This window comes from Rhodobacter flavimaris (assembly GCF_021378075.1).
GTDB lineage: Bacteria > Pseudomonadota > Alphaproteobacteria > Rhodobacterales > Rhodobacteraceae > Rhodobacter > Rhodobacter flavimaris.
This window is the reverse complement of the sequence record NZ_JAJUOS010000007.1, coordinates 79,665-104,386: the sequence shown is the minus strand read 5'-3', so window position 1 is coordinate 104,386 and position 24,722 is coordinate 79,665. Positions and strand designations below refer to the sequence as shown.

The window sequence follows — 24,722 nt, the reverse complement described above, 5'->3', positions numbered from 1 at the left end:
CCCTGAGGGGCGGGAGGCAGGCATGGCTGTTGGGGTTTTCGATAGCGGGCTCGGCGGGTTGACGGTGTATGACGCCGTCTCCAAGCGGTTGCCCGATGTGGCCTTCGTCTATTATGGCGACAATGCCCATGCCCCCTATGGCGTGCGCGATGCAGATGACATTTTCAATCTGACCTGCCGGGGCGTGGAGCGCCTGTGGGAAGAGGGCTGCGATCTGGTGATCCTGGCCTGCAACACCGCCTCGGCCGCAGCACTCAAGCGGATGCAGGAAAGCTGGGTGCCCAAGGACAAGCGGGTTCTGGGCGTCTTCGTGCCGATGATCGAGGCCCTGACCGAACGCAAATGGGGCGATAACAGCCCCCCGCGTGAGGTCGCCGTCAAGCATGTGGCGCTGTTTGCCACCCCCGCCACAGTCGCGAGCCGCGCCTTCCAGCGCGAGCTGGCCTATCGCGCCATCGGCGTGGATGTCGAGGCGCAGCCCTGCGGCGGCGTGGTCGATGCGATCGAGACGGGAGACGAGATCCTGGCCGAGGCGCTGGTGCGCAGCCATGTCGAGGCGCTCAAGCGTCGGATGCCGCACCCCGAGGCCGCCATCCTGGGCTGCACCCACTACCCGCTGATGCAGTCGGTCTTCCAGGAGGCGCTGGGCCCCGAAGTGACCGTCTACAGCCAGGCGAACCTCGTGGCCGAAAGCCTGACCGACTACCTCACCCGCCACCCCGAATTCGAGGGCGCGGGCAAGGTGTCGAAATTCCTGACCACGGGCAAACCGGCCTCGGTCTCGACCCATGCGACGCAGTTCCTGCGACGTAGAATTGCCTTCGAAGCCGCCTGAACTCATTAGATTTGCAGGGAGATTCCCATGACGCAGAACATCGCGATCCTTGGCGCCTCGGGCTACACCGGCGCCGAACTGGCCCGGATCATCGCCACTCACCCCTCGATGAAGATCACCGCGCTGTCGGGCGACCGCAAGGCCGGTATGAGCATGGGCGAGGTCTTCCCGCACCTGCGCCACCTTGGCCTGCCGGATCTGCAAAAAATCGAGGAGATTGACTTTTTCAAGGTCGATCTGGCCTTCTGCGCGCTTCCACACGCGACCTCGCAGGCGGTCATTGCCGAACTGCCGCGCGATCTGAAGGTCGTCGATCTGTCCGCCGACTTCCGTCTGCGCGACCCGGCCGAGTATGAAAAATGGTATGGGAAGCCGCATTCGGCCGTCGATTTGCAGAAAGAGGCGGTCTACGGCCTGACCGAGTTTTACCGCAGCGAGATTCGCGGCGCGCGGCTGTGCGCGGGTACGGGCTGCAACGCCGCCGCCGGCCAATACGCCATCCGGCCGCTGATCGAGGCGGGCGTGATCGACCTTGACGAGATTGTGATCGACCTCAAGGCGGGCGTCTCGGGGGCGGGTCGTTCGCTCAAGGAAAACCTGCTGCATGCCGAACTCGCGGGCGGCACCATGCCCTATTCGGCGGGCGGCAAACACCGTCACCTGGGCGAATTCGATCAGGAATTCAGCCTCTTGGCGGGCCGCCCCGTGCGCATCCAGTTCACCCCGCACCTGATGCCCTTCAACCGCGGTATCCTCGTGGACGCCTATGTCCGCGGCGAGCCGGAGGCGATTCACGCCGCATTGGCCGCGCGTTACGCCGATGAGACCTTCCTTGAGGTGCTACCTTTCGGCGCACTCCCCTCGACGCGCTCGATCGCTGGCTCCAATTTCGTCCATGTCGGCGTGATCGGTGACCGTATTCCGGGCCGGGCCGTGGTGATGGTGGCGCTGGATAACCTGACCAAGGGCTCGTCTGGGCAGGCGATTCAGAACGCCAACCTGATGCTGGGTCTTGAGGAGACGGCGGGCCTGATGCTTGCACCGGTCTTCCCTTGATTTAAGTCAGGGAACAGGAACGGCGGGCGGCCGATAAGGCCGCCAGCAGATTGAGGAGGAAACGCGAATGAAGAGCCTCAAGAAAAAGCGCCGCATCCAGGTGCTGCTGGTCGCTGCCGTGGCGCTGGCCGTCTCGACCGCGATGATCGGCTATGCGATGCGCGACGGGATCAATTTCTTCCGCGCCCCGGCGCAACTGGCCGAGAACCCGCCCAAACCGGGTGAGGTATTCCGTCTGGGCGGGCTGGTCGAGGCAGGCACCATCAAGCGCGGCGAGGGTGAGACCGTCACCTTCAGCGTCACCGATGGCGGCGCAAGTGTTCCGGTGCGCTTCACCGGCGTGTTGCCGGACCTCTTTGGTGAGAACCAGGGCATGATTGGCACCGGCACGATGGAGGGCGATGTCTTCGTCGCCAGCGAGATCCTGGCCAAGCACGACGAAAGCTACATGCCCAAGGAAGTCGTGGACGCGCTGAAAGAGCAGGGCGTCTACCAGGAGCCGAACTCCTGAGCGCGCGCTGCCTCGGCGCGGCGTTAACCTGATCGTGTGACCATTCCCCGGCTATGTCTGGGGGATGTCCATGAAATCAGTCACCGAAATTGCCAGCGAGATCGTTGCCCGCGAGGGCGGCTATGTGAACGATCCCGACGATCCCGGCGGGGCCACGAAATATGGTGTGACTCTTGGCACGATGCAGCGCCTCGGGATCGACCTGACCGGCGATGGCCGGGTGACCGGGGCCGATGTGCGCGCGCTGAGCCGCGAGAAGGCGGTCGAGATTTTCGTGCAGCATTACTACGAGGCGCCGGGCCTTGCGCGCCTGCCCGAGGTGCTGCGCGCCAGCGTCTTTGACATGTATGTCAACGCCGGGGCCAATGCGATTCGCGTTCTGCAAGGCCTGCTGACCCGCATGGGCCATCCCGTCGCTGTCGATGGCGTGCTTGGGCCGCAGACGCTGGCCGCCGCGCAGGCGGCGACTGACAGCGCGCCTGACCTGATCGCGGATGCCTACGGGATCGCGCGACGCAACTATTACTACCAACTCGCCGACCGCCGCCCCGCCTCGCGCAAATACGCGACCACCCGCAAGGGCGCCAAGGGCGGCTGGATCTTGCGCGCGGAAGAGTTCATCTCGCCCCGCTTTCACCTGAGCGCGGCCGATCACAAGGCACGGGTGGCGAAATGGGCCTGATCGAGAAAGTCGTCGGTGGCTCGGCCACCACCACCGCGCTTGGCAATGCCGCCGCGACCGTGGCCGAGGTCTTCGTGCCCAATGCCACCAAGAAGATGGAGGCGGCGCATGATGCCTATCGCGCCGCACTGGATGAACACGGTGCCGAGTTCCAATACGTCCGGCCGGGCCTGTTTGACCGGTTCGTCAACGGGTTGAACCGGATGCCCCGGCCGATGCTCGCGCTCGGCACGCTTGGGCTTTTCGTCTATGCGATGATTGATCCCGAGGGGTTCTCGCGCCGGATGGTGGGGCTCAACGCGGTGCCAGAGCCGCTTTGGTGGCTTCTGGGGGCCATCGTCAGCTTCTATTTCGGTGCGCGCGAGGCCTATTACTTTCGCACCAAACCCGTTGTGGCGGCTGCCCCTGCGTCCGTGGATGACAACCCGGCGCTGAGCGAGATCGAGGCTCGCCGCGCTGGCGCCTGATAATCAGAAGCTGCGGGTGGGCCGGTCGAAGACCTTCCGGCCCATCAGCGAGCCAACCAGGTCGACCATCAGCCGCGCGGTGCGCCCGCGATCGTCGAGGAAGGGGTTCAACTCGACCAGGTCGAGTGAAGTGACCAGCCCCGATTCATGCAGCAGCTCCATCACCAGATGCGCCTCGCGGAAGGTCGTGCCGCCGGGGACGGTGGTGCCGACGGCGGGCGCGATGGTCGGGTCGAGGAAATCGACGTCGAGCGAGACATGCAGCAATCCGTTCTCGGCCTCGACCCGCGCCAGAAACTCGCGCAGCGGTGCGCCGATGCCGCGCTCATCCAGCACGCGCATGTCGTTGATCTCGACCTCTTCGGGCATCAGCGCCGAATGCTCGGCCTCATCGACCGAGCGGATGCCGAACATGCAGATATTGGCGGGCGGCACAGGGGCCGGGAAGGGCGGGAAATCGTCAAAGCCGGGGCGCCCCGCGATATAGGCGACGGGCGTACCGTGCAGGTTGCCGCTTTGCGTGCTCTCTGGCGTGTGGAAATCGGTATGGGCGTCGAGCCAAAGCACGAAAAGCGGCCGCCCCACGCGCGCCGCGTGACGCGCCACCCCGGCGACCGAGCCGAGCGAGAGCGAGTGATCGCCCCCCATGAAGATCGGAAACCCGTTGGCCATCGCGTCGGATCCCGCCTCGCTCAGCGCCTCGGTCCAGCCGATGGTCTCGGCCAGATGATGCACGGCCGGGTTGGCATGGGGGATCGGATCGCGCGGAGCGGGGCTCACATCGCCCCGGTCCTCGACCCCGTGGCCAAGCGTGGCCAGCGTCTGCGCCAGCCCGGCAACGCGGTAAGCCGCCGGGCCCATCAGGCAGCCCGCGCGTTTCTGGCCGCTGTCCACCGGGGCCCCGATCAGGATGCAATGGGTCATCTACGCCTCCGTTTTCCCGATGATGGGGCAAAGGGGCGGGGGATGCAAATGAGGGCAAAAAGCAAGGGGGCCGCGTGGCCCCCTTTTTAGATCACTCGCGCTTGCCGGCGAAACGGACCTGCCAGTCCTCGCGCTCCTCATCCGCGATCTTGCGGAAAAGAACCTCGGGCGTGGTGAAGGCGTGGCCTGCGGGCAGGGCCTCAAGCGCGGCGCGCACATCGGTGGGCCAGCTGCGATCCTCGGTCTGCATGGCGGCGAGCATCGTGTCGGTCGCATCCGGGATGAAGGGGGCGGAAAGCACCGCGTAAAGCCGGATCAGGTTCAGCGCGAGGCGGGCCTGCGCGGCGGCCTGCTCGGGCTCGGTCTTGAAGACAGTCCAGGGCGCAGCCGATTGCAGGTATTCGTTGCCCGCCACCCAGATCGCGCGCAATTCGGTCGCCGCCTTGCGGACCTCCTTGTCGTCCATGTGGCGCTCATACTCGCGCACGCGGGTCGTGAGTTCCGCGATCAGCGCCTCTTCGCGCTCGCCCCAGGTGCCGCCCTCGGGCAGGGCCTCGCCGAATTTCGAGCGGGTGAACTTGGTGATACGGCTGACGAAGTTGCCCAGAACGTCGGCCAGATCCTTGTTCACCGAGGTTTGGAAGTTCTCCCAGGTGAATTCGCTGTCGGCGCTTTCGGGGGCGTGGCTCAGCAGCCACCAGCGCCAGTAGTCCGAGGGCAGGATCTCGAGCGCCTGGTCCATGAACACGCCGCGCCCGCGCGAGGTCGAGAACTGGCCGCCGTCATAGTTCAGGTAGTTGAACGACTTGATGTAATCGACCAGCTTCCAGGGCTCGTCCGAGCCAAGGATCGTCGCGGGGAACGAGAGCGTGTGGAAGGGCACGTTATCCTTGCCCATGAACTGGGTGTAGGTGACGTCTTCCGCGCCCTTGTCGGTGCGCCACCAGCGCGCCCAGTCACCGCCGCTCTTGTCGGCCCATTCCTGCGTTGCCGCGATATATTCGATGGGGGCGTCGAACCAGACATAGAAGACCTTGCCTTCCATGCCCTTCCACGGCGCGCCGTCGAATTGCGCGGGCACGCCCCAGCTCAGATCGCGGGTGATACCGCGATCTTGCAGCCCGTCGCCATCGTTGAGCCATTTCTTCGCGATCGAGGTGGTCAGCACCGGCCAGTCGGCCTTGCTGTCGATCCAGTCGGCCAGCTTGTCCTTCATCGCCGACTGGCGCAGGAACAGGTGCTTGGTCTCGCGCATTTCAAGCTCGGTCGAGCCCGAGATCACCGAATGCGGGTTGATCAGATCGACCGGGTCAAGCTGCTTGGTGCAGTTGTCGCACTGATCGCCGCGCGCGCTTTCATAGCCGCAGTTCGGGCAGGTGCCCTCGATATAGCGGTCGGGCAGGAAGCGGCCATCGGCCACCGAATACATCTGCTTTTCGGTGACTTCGCGGATCAGCCCGTTTTCGGCCAGAACGCGGGCGAAATGCTGGGTCAGTGCGCGGTTCTGCGCGCTGGACGAGCGTCCGAAATGATCGAAGGACAGGCGGAAGCCGCGCGCGATCTCGGCCTGCACGTCATGCATCTCGGCGCAATAGTCGGCGACATCCTTGCCCGCCTTGGCGGCGGCCAGCTCGGCCGGGGTGCCGTGTTCGTCGGTGGCGCAGATGAACATCACCTCATGCCCGCGCCCGCGTAGGTAGCGCGCGAACAGGTCTGCCGGCAGCTGCGAGCCCACGAGGTTGCCCAGATGCTTGATGCCGTTGATATAGGGAATTGCCGAGGTGATCAGATGGCGCGCCATTTTCCCGTCCTTTAAGCGGTTTTGCGGGGGTTTAGCGCGCTTGGGCGGCCAAGGCCAGAGGGTTCACGGCCCGCTCAGAACGGAATCTGGGTTCCGTCATAATTCTCGAAACACCCGGTCGTGGAAATGTCGAGGGCGGCGAAGCGCGCGGCAAGGCCGTTCACGGATTGCGCAAGGCTGATCTCGGCACCTGGGCCGCCCATGTCGGTCTTGACCCAGCCGGGGTGATAGATGCCGACCGCGATGCCCTCGGTGCGCAGGTCGGTGGCCAGGTTGCGCCCGAGGTTGAGCGCGGCGGCCTTCGAGGCGCGGTAGATATAGCTGCCCCCCGGCGCGCGCTCATCCGAGCCCATCGCCGAGGAGGTGATGGCGATCTTGCCCTTGGCCGCGCGCAGGTTGGGCAGCAGGCTCTGGATGGTCAGGAAGACGCCGGTCACATTGGTCGCGAAAGCCTGCGACCAAAGCGCGGCGCGATATCCGGTCGCCAGCGTCTGACCCTTGTCGGGGTAAATCCCGGCGTTGCACACCAGCAGGTCAATCGGCAGCCCGTTAAGCCGAAGGGCAAGCGCCTGATGGCTTTGGGCAAGGGTCACATCCAGCGGCAGCAGATCGCCCGATGGGCTGCGCGCGGTGCCGAAGGCGGCCTTGCCGATGTCGCGGTAATGCTCCAGCAGTGCGGCGCCGATGCCGCGGCTTGCTCCGGTGATCAGAACGCTCATTGCAGTTGCCCCCCTTGTGCCGACCCTGTGGCCGCTTTCCCCAAGGATGGCGCAATCGCCCGGGGTTTCAACGAAAATCAGAGGGTTGCAGGTCAGTTCGTCTTGCGGCGCGGCAAAAAGGGCAGGGGCTTGACGGGGATGCCGTCCTCCAGCAGGGCCTTGGCTTCTTCCAGTTTCGCCTCGCCATGTATCGCGCGTTCGGGGGCTTCGCCGTCATGCATCGCGCGCGCCTCGGCGGCGAAATTCATCCCGACATAGTCCGAGTTCTCCTCGACATGGCGGCGCATGGCGGCCAGCGCCTGCTCGACCTCACCCTGCGGCGCGGCCAGCGGAGCCTCGGGCTGCGTGGCGGCCTTGCGCGCGGGCTGAACGGTGGGGGCCATCAGTGCCTTGGCGACCTTGGAAGATCCGCAGACCGAGCACGCAACCATGCCCGCAGCCAGAAGCTTGTCGAAAGCCTCGACCGACTGGAACCAGCTGTCAAAGCTGTGGTCGGACTCGCATTTCAGCGTGTAGCGGATCATTGGGCACCTATCGCGATAGGCTACCACATAAGCGAAGGGGGCGCGAATGCAAGCCTAGCCCTGCGCCGGTGTCATGCGTCCCAGAACGCTTTGCGTCAGCCGCGTGGCGCCGTCCGTGGTGCTCAGCGCGCCAAGCGCAAGGGTGGCGGCCTGCGCCATCCTGGCTTGGCGCGCCGCATCAAGGCTGACCAGTGTGTTGGCCAGCGTGTCAGGCGTGATCTGGAGGGCGCCGCCCGCGGCATCAAGCGCCGCGAAGGCCTCGGCATGGTTCGCGATATCGGGGCCATGCAACAGGGCGCAGCCATAGGCCGCAGGTTCGAACGGGGTATGGCCGCCCTTCGGGGCCAGCGTGCCCCCAATCAGGCAGATGCCCGCGCTGGCATACCAATTGGCCATCTCGCCCATCGTGTCGGCCAGATAGACGGGATGCTGAGGGGCCTGGCCTTTTGATCGCTGCGCGTAGGGCAGCCCGGCGGCCTCGATCGCGCGGGCGACCTCGGCGGCGCGGCGGGGGTGGCGCGGAGCGATGATCAGGCCTAGTGCCGGGTTCTGCGCGCGGGCCTTGGCGAAGGCGGCCAGGGCGATCTCTTCCTCGCCCTCATGGGTCGAGGCCGCCAGAACGGTCGCCGCGCGCGGCCAGTCGAGGCGTTCGCGCGGAGGCGGGGCCGCGACGGCGGTTTTCAGGTTCAGCCGCGCCAGCGTGTTGCGGGCCGGAAGGCCGAGCGCGCGGAATTCGGCCTCGCTCGCGGCATCCTGCGCCGAAAGCGCGGTCAGCGACTTCATCAGGTGCGGCCCCAGCCCAATCTTGCGCCAGCGCCGCGCCGAGCGGGCCGAGATGCGCGCGCCGACGGCAATGATCGGTACGCCGCGCTGCGCCGTCAGGGTCAGGCGGTTCGGCCACAGCTCATTCTCGACGACGATCAGCGCCTCGGGCTGGAAGCGCCCCAGAAACCGCTTCAGCATCCAGCACGCATCCAGCGGCGCAAGCCGCGCCGAGACGCGCGGTAATCCCCAGCTCTGTGCCAGAGTGCGCGCGGTGACGGTGTTCGAGGTGATCAGGACCGCGCTGTGCGACTGCGCCAGCAGGGCCTCGACCAGCGGCTTGGCCGAGGCGAGTTCCCCGTTCGAGGCGGCGTGCAGCCAGATCGCCCGTGCGGGGCTGACGGAGCCGCCCCCCAGACGCTCGTTCAGGTCCGACAGGCTTTCCTGACCGCGCAGCACGCGCCAGACCAGCCGCATCAGCAGCAGCGGCAGGGCAATGGCAAGAAGCAAGCGGTACAGAAACATCGGGTCCGGGGCCTTTGGGTCGCGCCATAATGCGAGGGGGCGGGGGGGATGCAAGGGGGCGTGGCTCATGCTGCACCTGCATTCACCCGGTTCTGCAAGAAACGTTTTGCATAATTTGGTGTATGGAACGCGGCTCCCCTCGCGTTATCCATTGGAAAAGTCAAAGCGCTGGCAGGCGCCACACGCGACCGGGGGAAGCGATGGAGCGTTACGATTACATCGTCGTAGGGGCCGGCAGCGCCGGTTGCGTGCTGGCAAATCGCCTGTCCGAAGATCCGCGCAACCGTGTGCTGCTGCTCGAAGCAGGCGGCAAGGACGATTACCACTGGGTGCATATCCCGGTGGGATACCTCTACTGCATCGGCAATCCGCGCACCGACTGGGGCTTCAAGACCGAGGCAGACCCTGGCCTGAACGGCCGTTCGCTGATCTATCCGCGCGGGCGGATCCTGGGCGGGTGTTCGTCGATCAACGGTATGATCTACATGCGCGGTCAGGCGCGCGACTATGATCACTGGGCGCAGCTTGGCTGTAGCGGCTGGGGTTGGGACGACATCCTACCGCTGTTCCGCCGCCAGGAGGATTTCTACCGCGGCGCGTCGGACCTGCATGGCGCGGGTGGCGCGATCCGGGTTGAGGAGGCGCGCGTGAAATGGGATGTGCTCGACGCGTTCCTTGCGGCGGCCGAGCAGGCGGGCATTCCGCGCACCGACGATTTCAACCGGGGCGACAATGAGGGCGGCGGCTATTTCCACGTCACGCAGCGGCGCGGCTGGCGCTGGTCGGCCTCAAGCGCGTTTCTCAAGCCCGCACTTGGCCGCCCGAACCTGCGCGTCATTACCGAGGCGCAGGTCGAACGCTTGCTGATCCGCGAGGGGCGCGTGACGGGCGTGCGCTACCAGCGCGACAATGCGCCTTATGAGGTCGAGGCGGGCGAGGTCGTGCTGGCCGCAGGCGCTATCGGCTCGCCCCAGATCCTTGAGCTATCTGGCATTGGGCGCGGCGATGTGCTGGCGGAAAACGGGATCGCCCCGGTGGCCGAGGTCGATGGTGTGGGCGAGAACCTGCAAGACCATCTGCAACTGCGGCTGATCTTCAAGGTGAACGGGGTCAAGACTCTCAACACCATGGCGAATTCGTTGTTTGGCAAGGCGATGATCGGGGCGGAATATGCGCTCTTCCGCTCGGGTCCGATGTCGATGTCGCCAAGCCAGGCGGGGATTTTCACCCGCTCCTTCCCCGAGAAAGAGACCGCAGATCTGGAATACCACCTCCAGCCGGTCAGCCTGGACAAGTTCGGCGACGCGGTGCACCCCTTCCCGGCAATGACGGCCAGCGTGTGCAACCTGCGCCCCGAAAGCCGTGGCAATGTTCACCTGCGTGGCCCGGATTTCCGCGCAGCGCCGGTAATCGCACCGAATTACCTGAGCACCGAGGGCGACCGCCGCGTCGCCGCCCGCTCAATCAGCCTGACGCGCGAGATTGCGCAGCAGCCCGCCTTTGCGCAGTTCTCGCCCGAGGAATACAAGCCCGGCCCCGACTACCGCACCGAAGATGACCTCGTGCGTGCTGCGGGCGAGATCGGCACCACAATCTTCCACCCGGTTGGCACCTGCCGGATGGGCGCGGACGCGGGCGCGGTGGTCGATCCGCGCCTGCGGCTGAAGGCGCTGCGGGGTCTGCGCATCGCCGACGCCTCGGTCATGCCCACCATTACCTCGGGCAATACCAATGCGCCCACGATGATGATCGCCGAGAAAGCCGCGCAGATGATGCTTGAGGATGCAAAGGGCTGACATGAAAAGGGCGGGGAGATCCCCGCCCTTTGTCTTTATCCTGCTGCGATCCGTTTTTCGCGCGCTGTGCGCATCGCTTTGTCGGAAGGCGCGATGAAGCTGTAGAACATCGGCACCACGAACAGCGTGAACATCGTGCCGATGATCAGCCCCGAGAACATCACGATCCCCATCGCCTGACGCGCCGCCGCGCCCGCGCCTTGCGCCATCACCAGCGGGATCACCGCCAGCGCCATCGCGGCGGTGGTCATCAGGATCGGGCGCAGACGGGTGCGCGCCGCGGCAACGATAGCCGCTCGGCGGGTGGCGCCGTGCTCCTCGCGCTGCTGGTTGGCGAACTCGACCATCAGGATGCCGTGCTTGGTGATCAGCCCGACCAGCGTGATCAGGCCCACCTGCGAGTAGATGTTCAGCGTTCCAAGCCCGATGTTGAGCGGCAGGATTGCCCCGAAGATCGTCAGCGGCACCGACATCATGATGATGAACGGGTCGCGCAGGCTCTCGAACTGGGCTGCCAGCACAAGGTAGATCACCAGAACCGCCGCGCCGAAGGCCAGCAGGATCGTGTTGCCCTGCGTGACCTCAAGCCGCGACTGGCCGGAGTAATCGAGGAAGAAGCCCTCGGGCATGGCCTCGGTCGCAGCGTTGACGATCTCGGCCAGACCATCGCCGGTCGAGACGCCGGGCAGCGGCAGGGCCGAGAGCGTGGCGGAGTTGAGCTGGTTGAACTGCTCAATCGCCGCGGCGCGCACGCCGGTGTCGATCTTCACCACCGAGGACAGCGGCACCATGTCGCCCGTCGAGGCGCGCACGAAGTAGCTGCCCAGTTGCTCGGGGTTGGCGCGGAATTCCTGCGGAACCTGGGTGATGATGTCGTAGCTGTTCGAGTCGCGGTCGAACTGCGCGACCGAGGCGCCGCCGACAAGCAGCCCCAGCGTCGTGCCGATGTCCGAGACCGAGACGTTGAGCGAGGCCGCACGGTCGCGGTCGATCGTCACGCGCACCTCGGGGGCATCGAAGCTGAGCGAGTTCTGCACCACGATGAACTTGCCGCTGGCCTGCGCCTTGAGGCGGATCTCCTCGGCCACCTCGGCCACGCGATCGGCCGAGTGGATCGACTGAAGCACCACCGAGATCGGCAGCCCGCCGCCCGAGCCGGGCAGGGTGGGCGGCGCGAAGGCAAACCCCTGCAAGCCGGTCGATTGGTCCAGCGCGCCCTGGATCTGCGCCTGGATCTCTGCCTGCGAGCGGTCACGCTCGGACCAGTCCTTGAGTGCCCAGATATAGATCCCCTGCGCGTCGTCCCCGCCGAAACCGGCGACCGAGAACTTGGTGCGCACCTCGGGGATATCCTCGGTCAGCGCGCCGATTTCCTCGATATACTTCGAGGTGTAGTCCGAGGTCGCGTAGCGCGGCCCGTTCAGGATCGCGAACAGCGCGCCCTGATCCTCATCCGGGGCAAGCTCGGTCGAGGTGTTGACGAACATGAAGCCCATCACACCCACAAGGACGCTGACCACCAGAACGGTGATCGAGCGGTAGCTGAGCGAGCCATCCACGCGGCGCTCATACCAGCCGGCGATGCGCTCGAAGGTGCGGTCAACCCAGGCCTGGAAGCCCTTGGCGTGCCCCGGGGTCAGGATGCGGCCCGACATCATCGGCGTGATCGTCAGCGCGATCACCCCCGACAGGATCACCGATCCCGCAAGGGTAAAGGCGAACTCTTTGAAGAGCGCGCCGGTAAGGCCCCCGGTGAAGGCGAGCGGCGCCAGAACGGCGGCCAGCGTGATCGTCATAGCTATGACAGGGCCGGTGATTTCCTTCATCCCCTGCACGGCGGCGGGGATCGGCTTCATGCCGTCCTCGATATGGCGGTGGATGTTCTCGACCACGACAATCGCGTCATCGACGACAAGGCCGATGGCCAGCACCATGGCCAGCAGCGTCAGCAGGTTGATCGAATAGCCGAGTGCCAGCAGCACCGCCATCACCCCCACCAGCGAGAGCGGAATGGTGACCAGCGGCATCAGAACCGAGCGCACCGAGCCAAGGAACAGCAAGATCACGATGACCACGATCACCACGGCTTCGGCGATGGTCTTGAACACTTCTTCGATCGAGGCCGAGATGGTCTCGGTCGAGTCGTAGACCAGCTCGATTTCCATCCCCTCGGGCAGGGTGTTGTTGATCGCTGGCAACTCGGCCACCACGGCGGCGGCAGTATCAAGCGGGTTGGCCGAAGGCGTCGGGTAGATGCCGATGAAGGTGCCGCCCTGACCGTTGAAGGTCACGATCTCGCCCTCGCCATCCGAGGCCAGTTCGACCAGCGCGACATCGCGCAAGCGCACGACCGCATCGCCATCGGCGCGGATCGGCAGGGCACCGAATGCCTCGGGCGTTTGCAAGGTCGATTTAAGCGTGATCGACTGGGTGACGAATTCGTTCTCGGTCTTGCCCGGAGCCGAGAGGAAGTTCGAGGCCTGGATCGCGGCCAGCACCTCCGAGGCGGTCACGCCCCGCGCGGCCAGCTTGTCGGGGTCGATCCAGACCCGCATGGCGTAGTTCGATGCACCGATGACCTCGATCTCGGCCACGCCGGGGATGGTGGACATGCGAGGGCGGATGACGCGCTCAAGATATTCTGTCAGCTGCTCGGGCGTCATGTTCGGGTTGATCGCCGCGAGATACATCAGCGCGAAGGTCTGGCCCGTGCCCTTGACGATGACCGGGTCTTCGGCGTCCGAGGGCAGTGCGCTGCGTACCTGCTGTACCTTGGCCAGAACATCGGTCAGCGCGACGTCCGGGTCGGCGCCCAGCTTCATGTTCACCGACACGACCGAGGCCGAGGGGCGAGAGGATGAGGTCACATAGTCAATATTCTCGGTCGTCGCGACGGCTGCCGCGATGGGTGCGGTGATGAAGCCCTGGATCAGTTCGGGCGCAGCACCGGGATAGACGGTGGTGATCGTCACCACGGTTTCGTCGACCTCGGGATACTGGCGCACGGGCAGGCTGAAGAAGGCCTGAATGCCCAGAAGCAGCATGAAGGCGCCGACCACTGTCGAAAGCACGGGCCGGCGGATGAAGATCTCGGTGAAATGCATCGCGCGCCTCTTAGTTGCCGGTCGGGGCGTCGGCCAGCGTGACCGGCGCACCCGAGCTGAGGCGGTTCTGTCCGGCGTTGACGACCTTGTCGCCCGTCTCAAGCCCCTCACGGATCTCGACCAGATCGGCACTGCGGCGACCCAGTTTCACGAAGACCTGCCGCACGACCAGCGACGGCTCGGCACCCTCGGTTTTCTCTTCGCGCACGACGTAAACGGAGTCGCCATATAGCGTCGAGGATACAACCGTCTGCGGCAGGGCGATGACGCCATCCTCGGCCGGAAGATCGACGCGCACGCGCAGGAACTGGCCGGGCGTCAGCTGATCGGCAGCATTGGGGACATCCGCGCGGATCGTCACAAGGCGCGAGTTCGGGTCGATCTTCGGCTCGATCCCCACGACGGTGCCGGTCAGGGTCAGATCGCCGACCTCGGAGGTGACGGTAACCGGAAGCCCGGCCGTAACCATGCCGGCCTGCTGTTCCGACAGCGAGAAATCGACGCGCATGTGGCTGCGGTCCTGAAGGGTCGCATAGGTGGTGCCAGCGGTGACGAACTGGCCGATCTCGATCTGCGGGATGCCGATGGTGCCGCCGAAGGGCGCGGTCAGTTGCTTGGTCTCAAGCGCGGCTGCCAGTTTGGCAACGCTGGAGCGGGCCGAGATCGCCTCGGCCTCGGCGGTGTCGAGCGTGGTCGTGGCCGACACGCCGCGATCGCGCAGTTCCTGCGCGCGCTTGAGTGTAATTTCGGCCAGATCCAGCGCAGCCTTGGCGGCATCCAGATCGGCGCGCTCCTGACGGTCGTCGATCTGGACCAGAACCTGGCCCTTCTCGACCCGGTCGTTGGCGGCGAACTTGATCTCACGCACCACGCCTGCGGCTTCGACGGCAAGGTCAGTGCCCTGGGCGGCAGTTGCCGTGCCGATGGCCTCGATGCCCGGCATCCAGTTGATCGGTTCGACCTCGGTCACGGTCACCGGAACGGGCGCAGGCGTCATGGTGGCAAAGAACTGCGCGATCATTTTCGAACGGAACAGGTTGAAGCCGACGATCCCGCCGCCGACGAGGCCAAGGAGCAGAATGGCGATGATAAGGCGCTTGATCATGAGAACTCCGGAACGCGCAGTGTTGATTGCTTGCCGTAGGGGCAGGAAATTTTCTGAACGAATGGGTTCAGAATGAGAAAGAAGAGTCAATTACCATTAGGTCAGGATTTGGCTGGGATGGGCCGGAAATCAAGCACGATAGCGCCCGATTTATGTGCTTTTGCGCACAGACGGAGCCGGCCGCTGGGGGTCTAGACGCATCACCGAGCGGTTGCCGCAACGTAGCCATGCGTTTTTCGCCCTTCCTCGACGCGGGGATTGCACCCATAAAGGTTTGGTAATGCGATCTGATTTTGCTTCGGGGCGCGAAATGGCCGGTCTGATCCGGCAGAATTGAAAGCCTCGGATGTTTTTTGATCCTCTCTCTCCTTTTTCACTGACCCTTCAGGCCGCCCGTATCGGGGTCGAGGCGCATACCGTCATCGCGCTCCGGCTGGCGGGGATGGCGGGGCTTTGGGGAACGCCCAATTCCGAAGTGCTGCGGATGATCGCCGAAAAGCCGCAAGCCACCGCCGAGGCGGTCGAGGCGGCGACCCGCGCGGTCTTGCGCGGCGAGGGGGCCGACAAGGCGCTACAGGCCGGGATGAGCGAGATCGGCCGCTACACCTCAAGCAACCTCGCGCGGCTGAGCGAGATGGGCCCTGCTTTCGCACCGGGTCGCGATTGAGGGTCGGCTTAACGCTTCGTTAACCTTGATCCCGCAGAGTGCTCCACTATCGGAGGGCTCATGCGGCGCGTCTCTATCTGGATGGTGACCTCGGTGCTTCTGGGCGGCTGCGGGGCCTCGCCCGCGCCGCAGTTTTTCGGCGCCGCGCGCCATGATGTGATGGCGCAGGGGCTGCGCTATGCGGTCTTCGTCAAGGGTGATGCGGTCGAAGTGATCCGTCTGGATAGTATCGGGCGGCGGGATCATGCGCGGGCGCGGGCCGGGTTGCTGGAGGCTGCGGAAGCTGCCACTGGCTGTCGGATCTCAGGGCCGCTTGGCGGCTTCGCGCGGTCGCCCTCCCTGCCCGGAGACAGCGGCGAGGCGCGCTATCTGATGGATTGCTAAGCAGTTGATATCGCGACGACCCTGCGACCGACTGCCGCGGCCTGCCAGGCGGAGCACCTGACTCAGATCAAAGTTCACATGCATGAAACGTGATTCATCAATGTATGAAACGCGTGCTTATGGAGGCTCCCATGTTCCGCCTTTTTGGCATTATCTATGCTCTCGCCGGCCCCACGCTTGCCGGTATCATCATCACCGCGGCGCTGACGATGAACAAGTTCGACACGATGTCGATGATCTACTCGGCCGCAATCGGCTTTGTCGTTGCCGTCCCAATCGCCTGGGTCGTCGCAAAGCAGATCAACGAAAACGCTTGATTGGCGCCGGAATTCCCTGCCTGCTCCGTTCAAGGATCGAGTGGGTGCTTGGCCCATGAACGGAGGCGAGTTAAATGGCTGTGGTAAAAGGCTATTCCGCAACGCAGATCGCGTTGCACTGGATCGTGGCGCTGCTGATCGCGGCACAGTTCCTGCTGAACGATGCGATTGGTGGCGCGTTCCGCGCGGCCATGCGCGGCGAGGAGGTGGGCTTCAACCCGCTTGTCGCGGCGCATGTCTTTGGCGGCATCGCGATCTTTGTTCTGGTTTTGTGGCGGCTTGTGCTACGCAAGACCCGCGGCGCCCCGCCGCCGCCTGCCGAAGAGGCGCCGCCGCTGCAATTGCTGGCCAAGCTGGCGCATGGCGGGCTTTACCTGCTGATGATCGTTCTGGTCCCCACCGGCGGCGCGGCATGGTTCCTTGGCAACCGCACCGCGGCCGAGGTGCATGAGGTGCTGACCGGCGTTCTGCTGGTGCTGATCGGCCTGCATGTGGTCGGCGCGCTTTACCACCAGTTCGTCCTCAAGACGAACCTGATGGAGCGGATGAAGCGCCCTGCGGCCTGATCCTCAGCCGAGGAAGGCGGCCACAGAGGCCTCAAAGGCGCGGGGTTGTTCGGCGTGCAGCCAATGCCCCGCGTTTTCAATTTTCGCGAACTCGGCCTGCGGGAATTGCGCCAGAATGGCCGGGTGATACTCGGGCTTGACGTAATTCGACAGCGCACCGGAAACGAACAGCGCCGGTCCCTCGAAAACGCCCGGCGTGCCCGGCCAACCGAGGATCGTGTCCATCTCGGCGCCCAGGATGTCGAGGTTCAGCTTCCAGCGCGGCGGCGTCGCCTTGAGGTCGAGCGATTGCAGCAGGAAGGCACGGGTCGCGGGATCGGGGATCGCCTCGGCCAGACGCTTGTCGGCCTCGGATCGCAGCGTGAGGTCCTCGACATGCAGCACTTTCATCGCCTGTTGCAGCGCCAGATGCGCGGGGCCGTGACTGTAGCTGACCGGCGCCATATCGGCCACGACCAGCTTGCGCACCATCTCAGGCCGGGTCAGCGCCAGCTGCATCGCCGCCTTGCCGCCCATCGAGTGCCCTAGCACATCGGCGCGTCCTCCGTGTTGATCGATCACATGCGCCAGATCGGCGGCCATGTCCTCGTAGGTATGGCTTTCGGTCCAGTAGCTGTCGCCATGGTTGCGCTGATCCACGGCGATGACTTCGCGGTCCGCCGAGAGATGCTTGGCGATCACGCCCCAGTTGCGCGCCGAGCCGTAAAGCCCATGCACGATCAGAAGCGGCGGGTGCTCGGTCGGCGAGCCATGAATCTGCAGGTTCAACATGTGTCTTTGCTAACCCGAACGCGTGGCCTCTTCCAGAGGGCATGTCGCCGGATTAGCCTGAGAGGGAAGGGGATCAGATGACGCCAGCACAGGTCCAGACCATGATCGCGCATATCTCTGAGCTTCTGGCCGACCGGCTGGGGGCGAAGGGGCATAACTTGGCGCAGCGGCTCGACAGCCGTTCGCGGGCGCTGCCGCGCCGCATCCGGCAGGCGGTGCGCGTGCTGGCCACGGCCGAGGGGGTGGCGGCCTCGCCCAAGATGGTGCGGCATCTCGATCTCGATGCTCTTCAGGCGGCCTATGACACCAGCGCCCAGTATCTGGAGCATCTGAACGCCGGGCGGCGCTTCTGGGGGCGGGCGCGCGATGCGATCACCTCGACCGTGTTCGGCGTCGGGCTGATGGTGGCGGCGCTTGGTGCGCTGGCGCTGTGGCTGAAATGAAAAAGGGCCCCGCGAGGGGCCCTTTCGTCATCTGATCGCCTGGATCACATGCCCGGATAGAGCGGGAACTTGGCGCAGAGCTCCGAGACTTCCTTGCGGACTTCGGCCTCGACCGCGTCGTTGTTGTCTTCGCCATTGGCGGCGAGACCATCGACGACCTTGATGATCATGCGGCCGATCTGGCGGAACTCGGCCTCGCCGAAGCCGCGGGTGGTGCCGGCCGGGGTGCCCAGACGGATGCCCGAGGTCACAGTCGGCTTTTCCGGGTCGAACGGGATGCCGTTCTTGTTGCAGGTGATATGCGCACGACCAAGGGCCTTGTCGGTCGCATTGCCTTTCACGCCTTTCGGGCGCAGGTCCACCAGCATGACGTGGGTGTCGGTGCCGCCGGTGACGATGTCGAGGCCACCCTTCATCAGCTCATCCGCCAGCGCCTGAGCGTTGGCGATGACCTGCTCGGCATAGACCTTGAACTCGGGGCGCAGGGCCTCGCCGAAGGCGACGGCCTTGGCGGCGATGACATGCATCAGCGGACCACCCTGGATGCCCGGGAAGATGGCCGAGTTGACCTTCTTCGCGATCTCTTCGTTGTTGGTCAGGATCATGCCGCCGCGCGGGCCGCGCAGGGTCTTGTGGGTGGTGGTGGTGGCCACATCCGCATAGGGGAAGGGCGAAGGATGCGCGCCGCCAGCCACGAGGCCCGCGAAATGCGCCATATCCACCATCAGGAAGGCGCCGACCGAGTCGGCGATTTCGCGGAACTTGGCGAAGTCGATCTGGCGCGGAATGGCCGAGCCGCCAGCGATGATCAGCTTGGGCTGGTGTTCCTTGGCGAGGGCGGCGACCTCATCGTAATCGATGCGGTTGTCCTGCTGGCGCACGCCGTATTGCACGGCGTTGAACCACTTGCCCGACTGGTTCGGGGCCGCGCCGTGGGTCAGGTGACCGCCCGAGGCGAGGTTCATGCCAAGGATGGTGTCGCCGGGCTTCAGAAGCGCGTTGAACACGCCCTGGTTCGCCTGCGAGCCCGAGTTCGGCTGCACGTTGGCGAATTCACAGCCAAACAGCGCCTTGGCGCGGTCGATGGCCAGGTTCTCGGCCACGTCCACGAACTGGCAGCCGCCATAGTAGCGCTTGCCCGGGTAGCCCTCGGCGTATTTGTTAGTCATCACCGAGCCCTGGGCCTCCATCACCGCCTTCGAGACGATGTTTTCGGAAGCGATCAGCTCGATCTCGTCGCGCTGGCGGCCAAGCTCGTCGGTGATCGAGTTGAACAGCTCCGGGTCACGGGTGGCGAGGCTTTCGGTGAAGAAGCCGGCATCGCGTTGATCGGTCATGGACGTCTCCTATAGGGAACTTTGCCGGTCGTTTATCGCAGAAAGAAAGGCTTCGGAAGCGCCCAAAGCGACCAAAAGCCATTTTGGCGCGGCAATTTGGGGCGGCTTTCGTGCTTGTGTTTCCGATCGTCGCTTGTCACACCTTTTCCAGAAACAGGGAAAACGCGCGTGAACAGGCCCAATCACATCCATTTCGCCGCCTCGAACAGCGAGATCGCCCAGGAGGCGCTGGTCGAACTGACTGGCCGCTACGGGCAGGTGCCGCGCTATGCGGCCGATGTGATCGTGGCCTTGGGCGGCGACGGGTTCATGCTCCAGACCCTGCACGAGGGCACGGGCCTGCCGGTTTACGGGATGAACCGTGGCACGGTGGGTTTCCTAATGAACGACTATGCGCCCGATGAATTGCCCGAGCGTCTGGCCTCTGCCGAGGAGGCGGTGATCCATCCGCTCGCGATGCGCGCGGTCACAGTGGAGGGCGTTGTACATGAAGAACTGGCGATCAACGAGGTCGCGCTTTTGCGCGCAGGCCCGCAGGCGGCCAAGCTGAAGATATCGATCAACGGCAAGGTGCGGATGGACGAGCTGGTCTGTGATGGCGCGATCCTGTCGACCCCGGCCGGGTCTACCGCCTACAACTACTCGGCCTATGGTCCGATCCTGCCCATCGGGTCCGAGGTGCTGGCGCTGACCGGCATCGCCTCGTTCCGGCCGCGGCGCTGGCGCGGCGCGATCCTGCCCGCGTCGGCGGTGGTGCGGTTCGATGTGCTGGAGCCCGACAAGCGTCCGGTGATGGCGGATGCGGATTCGCGCTCGGTCACGCCGGTGAAATCGGTCGAGATCCGTTCCGAGCCCAAGGTCGCCCACCGCATCCTGTTCGATCCGGGGCATGGGTTGGAAGAGCGCCTGATGCGCGAACAATTCGCCTGAGTATCCGGGCAAATGCAAAGGGGGCCGATGTTCGGCCCCCTTTGTCGTCTTACGTCTTACTTCGCCGCCGGGAAGCCGAGGGCTTTCAGCGCCTCGGTGATCTCGTCGAGGATCGCCGGATCGTCGATCGTCGCGGGCATCTTGTAGTCTTCGCCATCGGCGATCTTGACCATGGTCGCGCGCAGGATCTTGCCCGAGCGGGTCTTGGGCAGGCGATCCACCACCGTGGCCAGCTTGAAGGCCGCAACCGGGCCGATCTGGTCGCGCACGAGGCCCACGCATTCCTTGACGATGGTCTTGTGGTCGCGCTCGCAGCCCTTGTTGAGGCAAAGGAAGCCAAGCGGCTGCTGGCCCTTGAGGTCGTCGGCAATGCCGATCACCGCGCATTCGGCGACATCGGGGTGCGAAGCCAGAACCTCTTCCATCGCGCCGGTCGACAGGCGGTGGCCCGCGACGTTAATGACGTCATCGGTGCGCGCCATGATGTAGAGGTAGCCGTCCTCGTCCATGTAGCCCGCATCGCCGGTCTCGTAATAGCCGGGGAAGTGTTCAAGGTAGCTCTTCTTGAAGCGCGGCTCGGCGTTCCACAGCGTCGGCAGCGTGCCCGGAGGCAGCGGCAGCTTGATCGCGATGGCGCCCAACTCGCCCGCTTTGAGCGGATGGCCGCCCTCGTCGAGAACCTGCACGTCATAGCCCGGCATCGGCACCGAGGGCGAGCCAACCTTGGTCGGCAATACTTCAAGCCCGATCGGGTTCGCGGCGATGGCCCAGCCTGTCTCGGTCTGCCACCAGTGGTCAACCACCGGCACGCCAAGGTGCTGCTGCGCCCATTTCACGGTATCCGGGTCGGCGCGCTCGCCAGCCAGGAACAGCGCCTGAAGGTCATGCAGCTTGTAGCGTTTGATCCACTCGCCGGTCGGGTCTTCGCGCTTGATCGCGCGCAGCGCGGTGGGCGCGGTGAAGAACGACTTGATGCGGTTGTTCTGGATGATGCGCCAGAAGACGCCCGGGTGCGGGGTGCCGACGGGCTTGCCCTCGAAGACGACGGTGGTCGCACCGGCGATCAGCGGGCCATAGCAGATGTAGGAGTGACCCACGACCCAACCGACGTCCGAGGCGGCCCAGAAGCGGTCACCTGCCTCGATGTTGTAGATTGCCTTCATCGACCAGTTCAGCGCGACAAGGTGCCCGCCGGTGTGGCGCACGACGCCTTTGGGCTGGCCCGTGGTGCCCGAGGTGTAAAGGATATAGGCCGGGTGGTTGCCCTCGACCGGAACGCATTCCGCAGGTTTCACGCCATACTGGAAGCCGTGCCAGTTGAAGTCGCGACCCTCGACCAGCTTGGCCACTTCCTGCTCGCGCTGGAAGATGACGCAGAATTCGGGCTTGTGCTGTGCCTGGTCGATGGCGGCATCGAGCAGCGGCTTGTAATGCACGACGCGGTTCGGCTCGAGACCGCAGGAGGCAGCAATGATCGCCTTTGGCTGGCAGTCGTCGATGCGGACGGCGAGTTCATGCGCGGCGAAGCCGCCGAACACGACCGAGTGGACGGCGCCAAGACGGGCACAGGCCAGCATGGCCTCCAGCGCCTCGGGGATCATCGGCATGTAGATAATGACGCGGTCGCCCTTTTCGACGCCGCGCATCCGCAGCGCGCCCGCCAGCGAGGCCACGCGGGTTTGCAATTCCTTGTAGGTGATGCCCTTGGTCGAATGGGTGATCGGGCTTTCATGCTGGATCGCGATCTGGTCGCCGCGACCGGCCAGCACGTGGCGGTCAACCGCGTTCCAGCAGGTGTTGACCATGCCGTCCGAGAACCACTCGTAGAGCGGAGCATTCTCGTCGAACAGTGCCTTCGAGGGTTGCGCGTCCCAGTCGATTCCCTCGGCTGCCTGCATCCAGAACCCGTTCGGGTCGGCCTTCCAGGCAGAGTAGACCTCTTTGTATCCCATAGTATGCCTCCTCCAAGCTTAATGCTTGTTAGGCAGGCTGAAAGATTCGAGCAAGAATGTTACCGCTCGTCATATTGTGAACCTGTCAAAAATTTGCAGAATTGCGCCGATTTAAGCGGCAAAGTTTTGCAAAGCAGGTTTCTATATACAGATATCGGCGGGTCTGCGCGGGGCTTTGCAAATTTGCGAAGTTTGCAAGGCGGGCGGATTGCTCCGCCCGCCGCCATGTCAGCTGTAATGCGCGACCGGGGTTCCGGCGATCGCCGACATGTTCAGCAGCCCGCGCGCAGTGATCGAGGGCGTCACGATATGCGCCTTGTTGCCCATGCCCATCAGCAGCGGCCCGACCTCAAGCCCGCCAGCCTTGGCCTTGAGGATGTTGCGCACACCCGAGGCCGCATCGGTATTGGCAAAGACCAGCACGTTCGCGGTGCCCTGCATCCGGCTGTCGGGCAGCAGGCGGCTTCGGATCGCCGGGTCGAGTGCCGCGTCGATATGCATCTCGCCCTCGTAGACGAAGTCCGGCTCGCGTGCGTCGAGCATTTCCATCGCCGCCCGCATCCGACGGCCCGAGTCGGTTTCGAGATTGCCGAACTGGCTGTGCGAGCATAGCGCGATCTTGGGTGTCAGGCCAAAACGGCGCACATGACGCGCGGCCCCCAGCACGGTTTCGGTGATCTCCGCAGGGGTCGGTTCGTGATGGACATGGGTGTCCGCGATGAACAGCGGCCCGTCCTCAAGGATCATCAAGCTGAGTGCGCCAACCGGGTGCAGCCCGCCACGGGCCAGAACCTGCCGGATATAGTTGAGGTGCCACAGATACTGACCGAAGGTGCCGCAGATCATACTGTCGGCATCACCGCGATAGACCGCAACCGCGCCGATGGCGGTGGTGTTGGTGCGCATGATCGCCCGCGCGAGATCGGGGGTGACGCCGCGCCGCGCCATCAATCGGTGATAGGTTTCCCAGTAATCGCGGTAGCGCGGGTCGTTCTCGGGGTTGACGATCTCAAGGTCGGAAAGCTTCAGCGGCAGGCCCGCACGTTCGCAGCGACGTTCGATGACCTCCGGGCGGCCGATCAGGATCGGGCGATCGGTGGTTTCCTCCATCATCGCGTTCGCGGCGCGCAGGACGCGTTCGTCCTCGCCCTCGGTGAAGAGGATGCGGCGGGTCGCGGTGGCGGCAGCCTCGAAGACCGGGCGCATGAGCAGGGCCGATTTGAAGACCGAGCCGTCGAGCTTGCGCTTGTAGGCCGACAGATCTTCGATCGGGCGGATGGCGACGCCGGTCTCCATCGCGGCCTTGGCCACGGCCGAGGCCACTACACCGATCAGGCGCGGGTCGAAGGGTTTCGGGATCAGGTAATCCGCGCCGAAGGTCAGCTTTTCGCCGCGATAGGCGGCGGCGGCCTCGGCCGAGGTGGTGGCGCGGGCCAGGGCCGCGATCCCCTCGATACAGGCCAGCTGCATCTCGTCGTTGATGGTTGTGGCACCCACGTCCAGCGCGCCCCGGAAGATGAAGGGGAAGCACAGCACGTTGTTGACCTGGTTGGGGAAGTCCGAGCGGCCGGTGGCGATGATCGCCTCGGGGGCAACCTCGCGCACCTGGTCGGGCAGGATCTCGGGGGTGGGGTTGGCCAGCGCGAAGACGATCGGGCGATCGGTCATCTTGGCGACCATCTCCTTGGTCAGCACGCCGGGGCCGGAGAGGCCCAGGAACATGTCGGCGCCCTCGGCCACCTGATCAAGCGTGCGCAGATCGGTCTTTTGCGCATAGGCGGCCTTTTGCGGGTTCATATCGACCTCGCGGCCCTCGTAAACGAGGCCGTGGATGTCGCAGAGCCAGACGTTCTCGCGCTTGACGCCGAGCTTGAGCAGCATGTTGAGGCAAGCGATGCCCGCAGCACCGCCGCCGGTCGAGACGATCTTGATCTCGTCGAATTTCTTGCCAGCGATACGCAGCGCGTTGGTGGCCGCCGCGCCCACCACGATGGCGGTGCCGTGCTGGTCGTCGTGGAAGACCGGAATATTCATCCGCTCGCGGCAGATCTTTTCGACGATGAAACAGTCGGGGGCCTTGATGTCCTCAAGGTTGATGGCGCCGAACGAGGGCTCCATCGCGCAGACGATCTCGGCCAGCTTTTCCGGGTCGGGCTGGTCCAGCTCGATGTCGAAGCAGTCGATATTGGCGAATTTCTTGAACAGGACCGCCTTGCCTTCCATCACGGGCTTCGAGGCGAGTGCACCGATATTGCCCAGGCCCAGAACGGCGGTGCCATTAGAAACCACGGCAACAAGGTTGCCGCGCGCGGTGTAGCGGGCGGCGGTTGACGGATCGGCCTTGATCTCAAGGCAGGCCTCAGCCACGCCGGGCGAATAGGCCAGACTCAGGTCGCGGCCGTTGGCCAGCGGCTTGGTCGCCCGGATCTCGAGTTTTCCGGGCTTGGGGTATTCGTGGTAGTCCAGCGCGGGATGGCGCCCCGCTTCGTGTCTTCCGTCGGTCATGAATGCCTCCCATCGAATTGGTTTAGCCTTAAACTATTT

At 64.8% G+C, this 24,722-nt stretch carries 23 protein-coding genes; 12 read left to right on the top strand and 11 right to left on the bottom strand.

Going from position 1 to position 24,722, the window contains the following annotated elements; genetic code table 11:
• The first annotated feature begins 22 nt into the window (after positions 1-22).
• The 5 genes from LZA78_RS10570 (at position 23) to LZA78_RS10550 (ending at position 3,551) form a co-directional block, all read left to right on the top strand.
• Complete coding sequence (locus LZA78_RS10570) at positions 23-835, top strand: glutamate racemase (protein ID WP_233676902.1); 813 nt, start codon at positions 23-25, stop codon at positions 833-835.
• A gap of 27 nt (positions 836-862) precedes the next feature.
• A complete protein-coding gene (gene argC, locus LZA78_RS10565) occupies positions 863-1,891 on the top strand; it encodes an N-acetyl-gamma-glutamyl-phosphate reductase (protein WP_233676901.1) in 1,029 nt (342 codons plus the stop codon).
• 67 nt (positions 1,892-1,958) lie between these two features.
• On the top strand, positions 1,959-2,402 hold the full coding sequence (gene ccmE, locus LZA78_RS10560; RefSeq protein ID WP_233676900.1) for a cytochrome c maturation protein CcmE: 444 nt from the start codon (positions 1,959-1,961) through the stop codon (positions 2,400-2,402).
• A gap of 70 nt (positions 2,403-2,472) precedes the next feature.
• Positions 2,473-3,084: a holin-associated N-acetylmuramidase gene (locus LZA78_RS10555; RefSeq protein ID WP_233676899.1), complete on the top strand. Its 612-nt coding sequence runs from the start codon at positions 2,473-2,475 to the stop codon at positions 3,082-3,084.
• On the top strand, positions 3,075-3,551 hold the full coding sequence (locus LZA78_RS10550) for a holin family protein (protein WP_233676898.1): 477 nt from the start codon (positions 3,075-3,077) through the stop codon (positions 3,549-3,551). Before LZA78_RS10555 ends, LZA78_RS10550 begins: the two co-directional genes overlap by 10 nt.
• Positions 3,552-3,554: 3 nt before the next feature.
• On the opposite strand, the gene rocF is transcribed toward LZA78_RS10550, so the two are convergent.
• The 5 genes from rocF to LZA78_RS10525 all read right to left on the bottom strand — a co-directional run bounded on the left by rocF (position 3,555) and on the right by LZA78_RS10525 (position 8,806).
• Positions 3,555-4,475, bottom strand: coding sequence for an arginase (gene rocF, locus LZA78_RS10545; protein ID WP_233676897.1), 921 nt, complete (start codon positions 4,473-4,475; stop codon positions 3,555-3,557).
• 91 nt (positions 4,476-4,566) lie between these two features.
• The gene (gene metG, locus LZA78_RS10540) at positions 4,567-6,276 is read right to left on the bottom strand and encodes a methionine--tRNA ligase (protein ID WP_233676896.1); all 1,710 of its coding nucleotides are present in this window, start codon (positions 6,274-6,276) and stop codon (positions 4,567-4,569) included.
• A 74-nt stretch (positions 6,277-6,350) separates the two neighbouring features.
• Positions 6,351-6,995, bottom strand: coding sequence for an SDR family NAD(P)-dependent oxidoreductase (locus LZA78_RS10535; protein ID WP_233676895.1), 645 nt, complete (start codon positions 6,993-6,995; stop codon positions 6,351-6,353).
• Positions 6,996-7,087: 92 nt separating this feature from the next.
• A complete protein-coding gene (locus tag LZA78_RS10530) occupies positions 7,088-7,519 on the bottom strand; it encodes a DUF1178 family protein (protein ID WP_233676894.1) in 432 nt (143 codons plus the stop codon).
• A 54-nt stretch (positions 7,520-7,573) separates the two neighbouring features.
• Entirely contained in the window at positions 7,574-8,806 is a 1,233-nt protein-coding gene (locus LZA78_RS10525) for a 3-deoxy-D-manno-octulosonic acid transferase (protein ID WP_233676893.1), read from the bottom strand.
• Between the two features lie 200 nt (positions 8,807-9,006).
• Between LZA78_RS10525 and LZA78_RS10520 the strand changes: the two genes are divergently transcribed.
• Positions 9,007-10,602: a GMC family oxidoreductase gene (locus LZA78_RS10520; RefSeq protein WP_233676892.1), complete on the top strand. Its 1,596-nt coding sequence runs from the start codon at positions 9,007-9,009 to the stop codon at positions 10,600-10,602.
• A gap of 35 nt (positions 10,603-10,637) precedes the next feature.
• Here the strand turns inward: LZA78_RS10520 and LZA78_RS10515 are convergent, their stop codons facing one another.
• Both LZA78_RS10515 and LZA78_RS10510 read right to left on the bottom strand, forming a co-directional pair.
• Positions 10,638-13,706: an efflux RND transporter permease subunit gene (locus LZA78_RS10515; RefSeq protein ID WP_233676891.1), complete on the bottom strand. Its 3,069-nt coding sequence runs from the start codon at positions 13,704-13,706 to the stop codon at positions 10,638-10,640.
• 10 nt (positions 13,707-13,716) lie between these two features.
• A complete protein-coding gene (locus LZA78_RS10510; RefSeq protein WP_233676890.1) occupies positions 13,717-14,811 on the bottom strand; it encodes an efflux RND transporter periplasmic adaptor subunit in 1,095 nt (364 codons plus the stop codon).
• Between the two features lie 346 nt (positions 14,812-15,157).
• Here LZA78_RS10510 and LZA78_RS10505 point away from each other — a divergent pair, with 346 nt between their 5' ends.
• From LZA78_RS10505 to LZA78_RS10490, 4 genes are all read left to right on the top strand, one after another.
• A complete protein-coding gene (locus LZA78_RS10505) occupies positions 15,158-15,478 on the top strand; it encodes an antibiotic ABC transporter (RefSeq protein ID WP_233676889.1) in 321 nt (106 codons plus the stop codon).
• A 60-nt stretch (positions 15,479-15,538) separates the two neighbouring features.
• Positions 15,539-15,862, top strand: coding sequence for a hypothetical protein (locus LZA78_RS10500; RefSeq protein ID WP_233676888.1), 324 nt, complete (start codon positions 15,539-15,541; stop codon positions 15,860-15,862).
• Between the two features lie 131 nt (positions 15,863-15,993).
• The gene (locus LZA78_RS10495; RefSeq protein ID WP_233676887.1) at positions 15,994-16,179 is read left to right on the top strand and encodes a CTP synthetase; all 186 of its coding nucleotides are present in this window, start codon (positions 15,994-15,996) and stop codon (positions 16,177-16,179) included.
• A 74-nt stretch (positions 16,180-16,253) separates the two neighbouring features.
• Positions 16,254-16,745, top strand: a complete 492-nt coding sequence (locus LZA78_RS10490) for a cytochrome b (RefSeq protein WP_233676886.1) — start codon at positions 16,254-16,256, stop codon at positions 16,743-16,745.
• A 3-nt stretch (positions 16,746-16,748) separates the two neighbouring features.
• Here LZA78_RS10490 and LZA78_RS10485 read toward each other — a convergent pair whose 3' ends face one another.
• Positions 16,749-17,516 carry an alpha/beta fold hydrolase gene (locus tag LZA78_RS10485; RefSeq protein WP_233676885.1) on the bottom strand — a complete coding sequence of 256 codons (768 nt, stop codon included), beginning with the start codon at positions 17,514-17,516 and terminating at the stop codon, positions 16,749-16,751.
• Positions 17,517-17,593: 77 nt separating this feature from the next.
• On the opposite strand from LZA78_RS10485, the gene LZA78_RS10480 reads away from it, so the two are divergent.
• Positions 17,594-17,959, top strand: a complete 366-nt coding sequence (locus tag LZA78_RS10480) for a hypothetical protein (protein ID WP_233676884.1) — start codon at positions 17,594-17,596, stop codon at positions 17,957-17,959.
• A 44-nt stretch (positions 17,960-18,003) separates the two neighbouring features.
• Here the strand turns inward: LZA78_RS10480 and glyA are convergent, their stop codons facing one another.
• Positions 18,004-19,296, bottom strand: a complete 1,293-nt coding sequence (gene glyA / locus LZA78_RS10475; RefSeq protein ID WP_233676883.1) for a serine hydroxymethyltransferase — start codon at positions 19,294-19,296, stop codon at positions 18,004-18,006.
• 168 nt (positions 19,297-19,464) lie between these two features.
• Here glyA and LZA78_RS10470 point away from each other — a divergent pair, with 168 nt between their 5' ends.
• Complete coding sequence (locus LZA78_RS10470) at positions 19,465-20,226, top strand: NAD kinase (protein ID WP_233676882.1); 762 nt, start codon at positions 19,465-19,467, stop codon at positions 20,224-20,226.
• Positions 20,227-20,282: 56 nt separating this feature from the next.
• Here LZA78_RS10470 and LZA78_RS10465 read toward each other — a convergent pair whose 3' ends face one another.
• Positions 20,283-22,178 (bottom strand): propionyl-CoA synthetase, encoded by a 1,896-nt coding sequence (locus LZA78_RS10465; protein ID WP_233676881.1) that lies wholly within the window; start codon positions 22,176-22,178, stop codon positions 20,283-20,285.
• A gap of 228 nt (positions 22,179-22,406) precedes the next feature.
• Positions 22,407-24,683, bottom strand: a complete 2,277-nt coding sequence (locus LZA78_RS10460; protein ID WP_233676880.1) for an NADP-dependent malic enzyme — start codon at positions 24,681-24,683, stop codon at positions 22,407-22,409.
• Positions 24,684-24,722 lie beyond the last annotated feature (39 nt).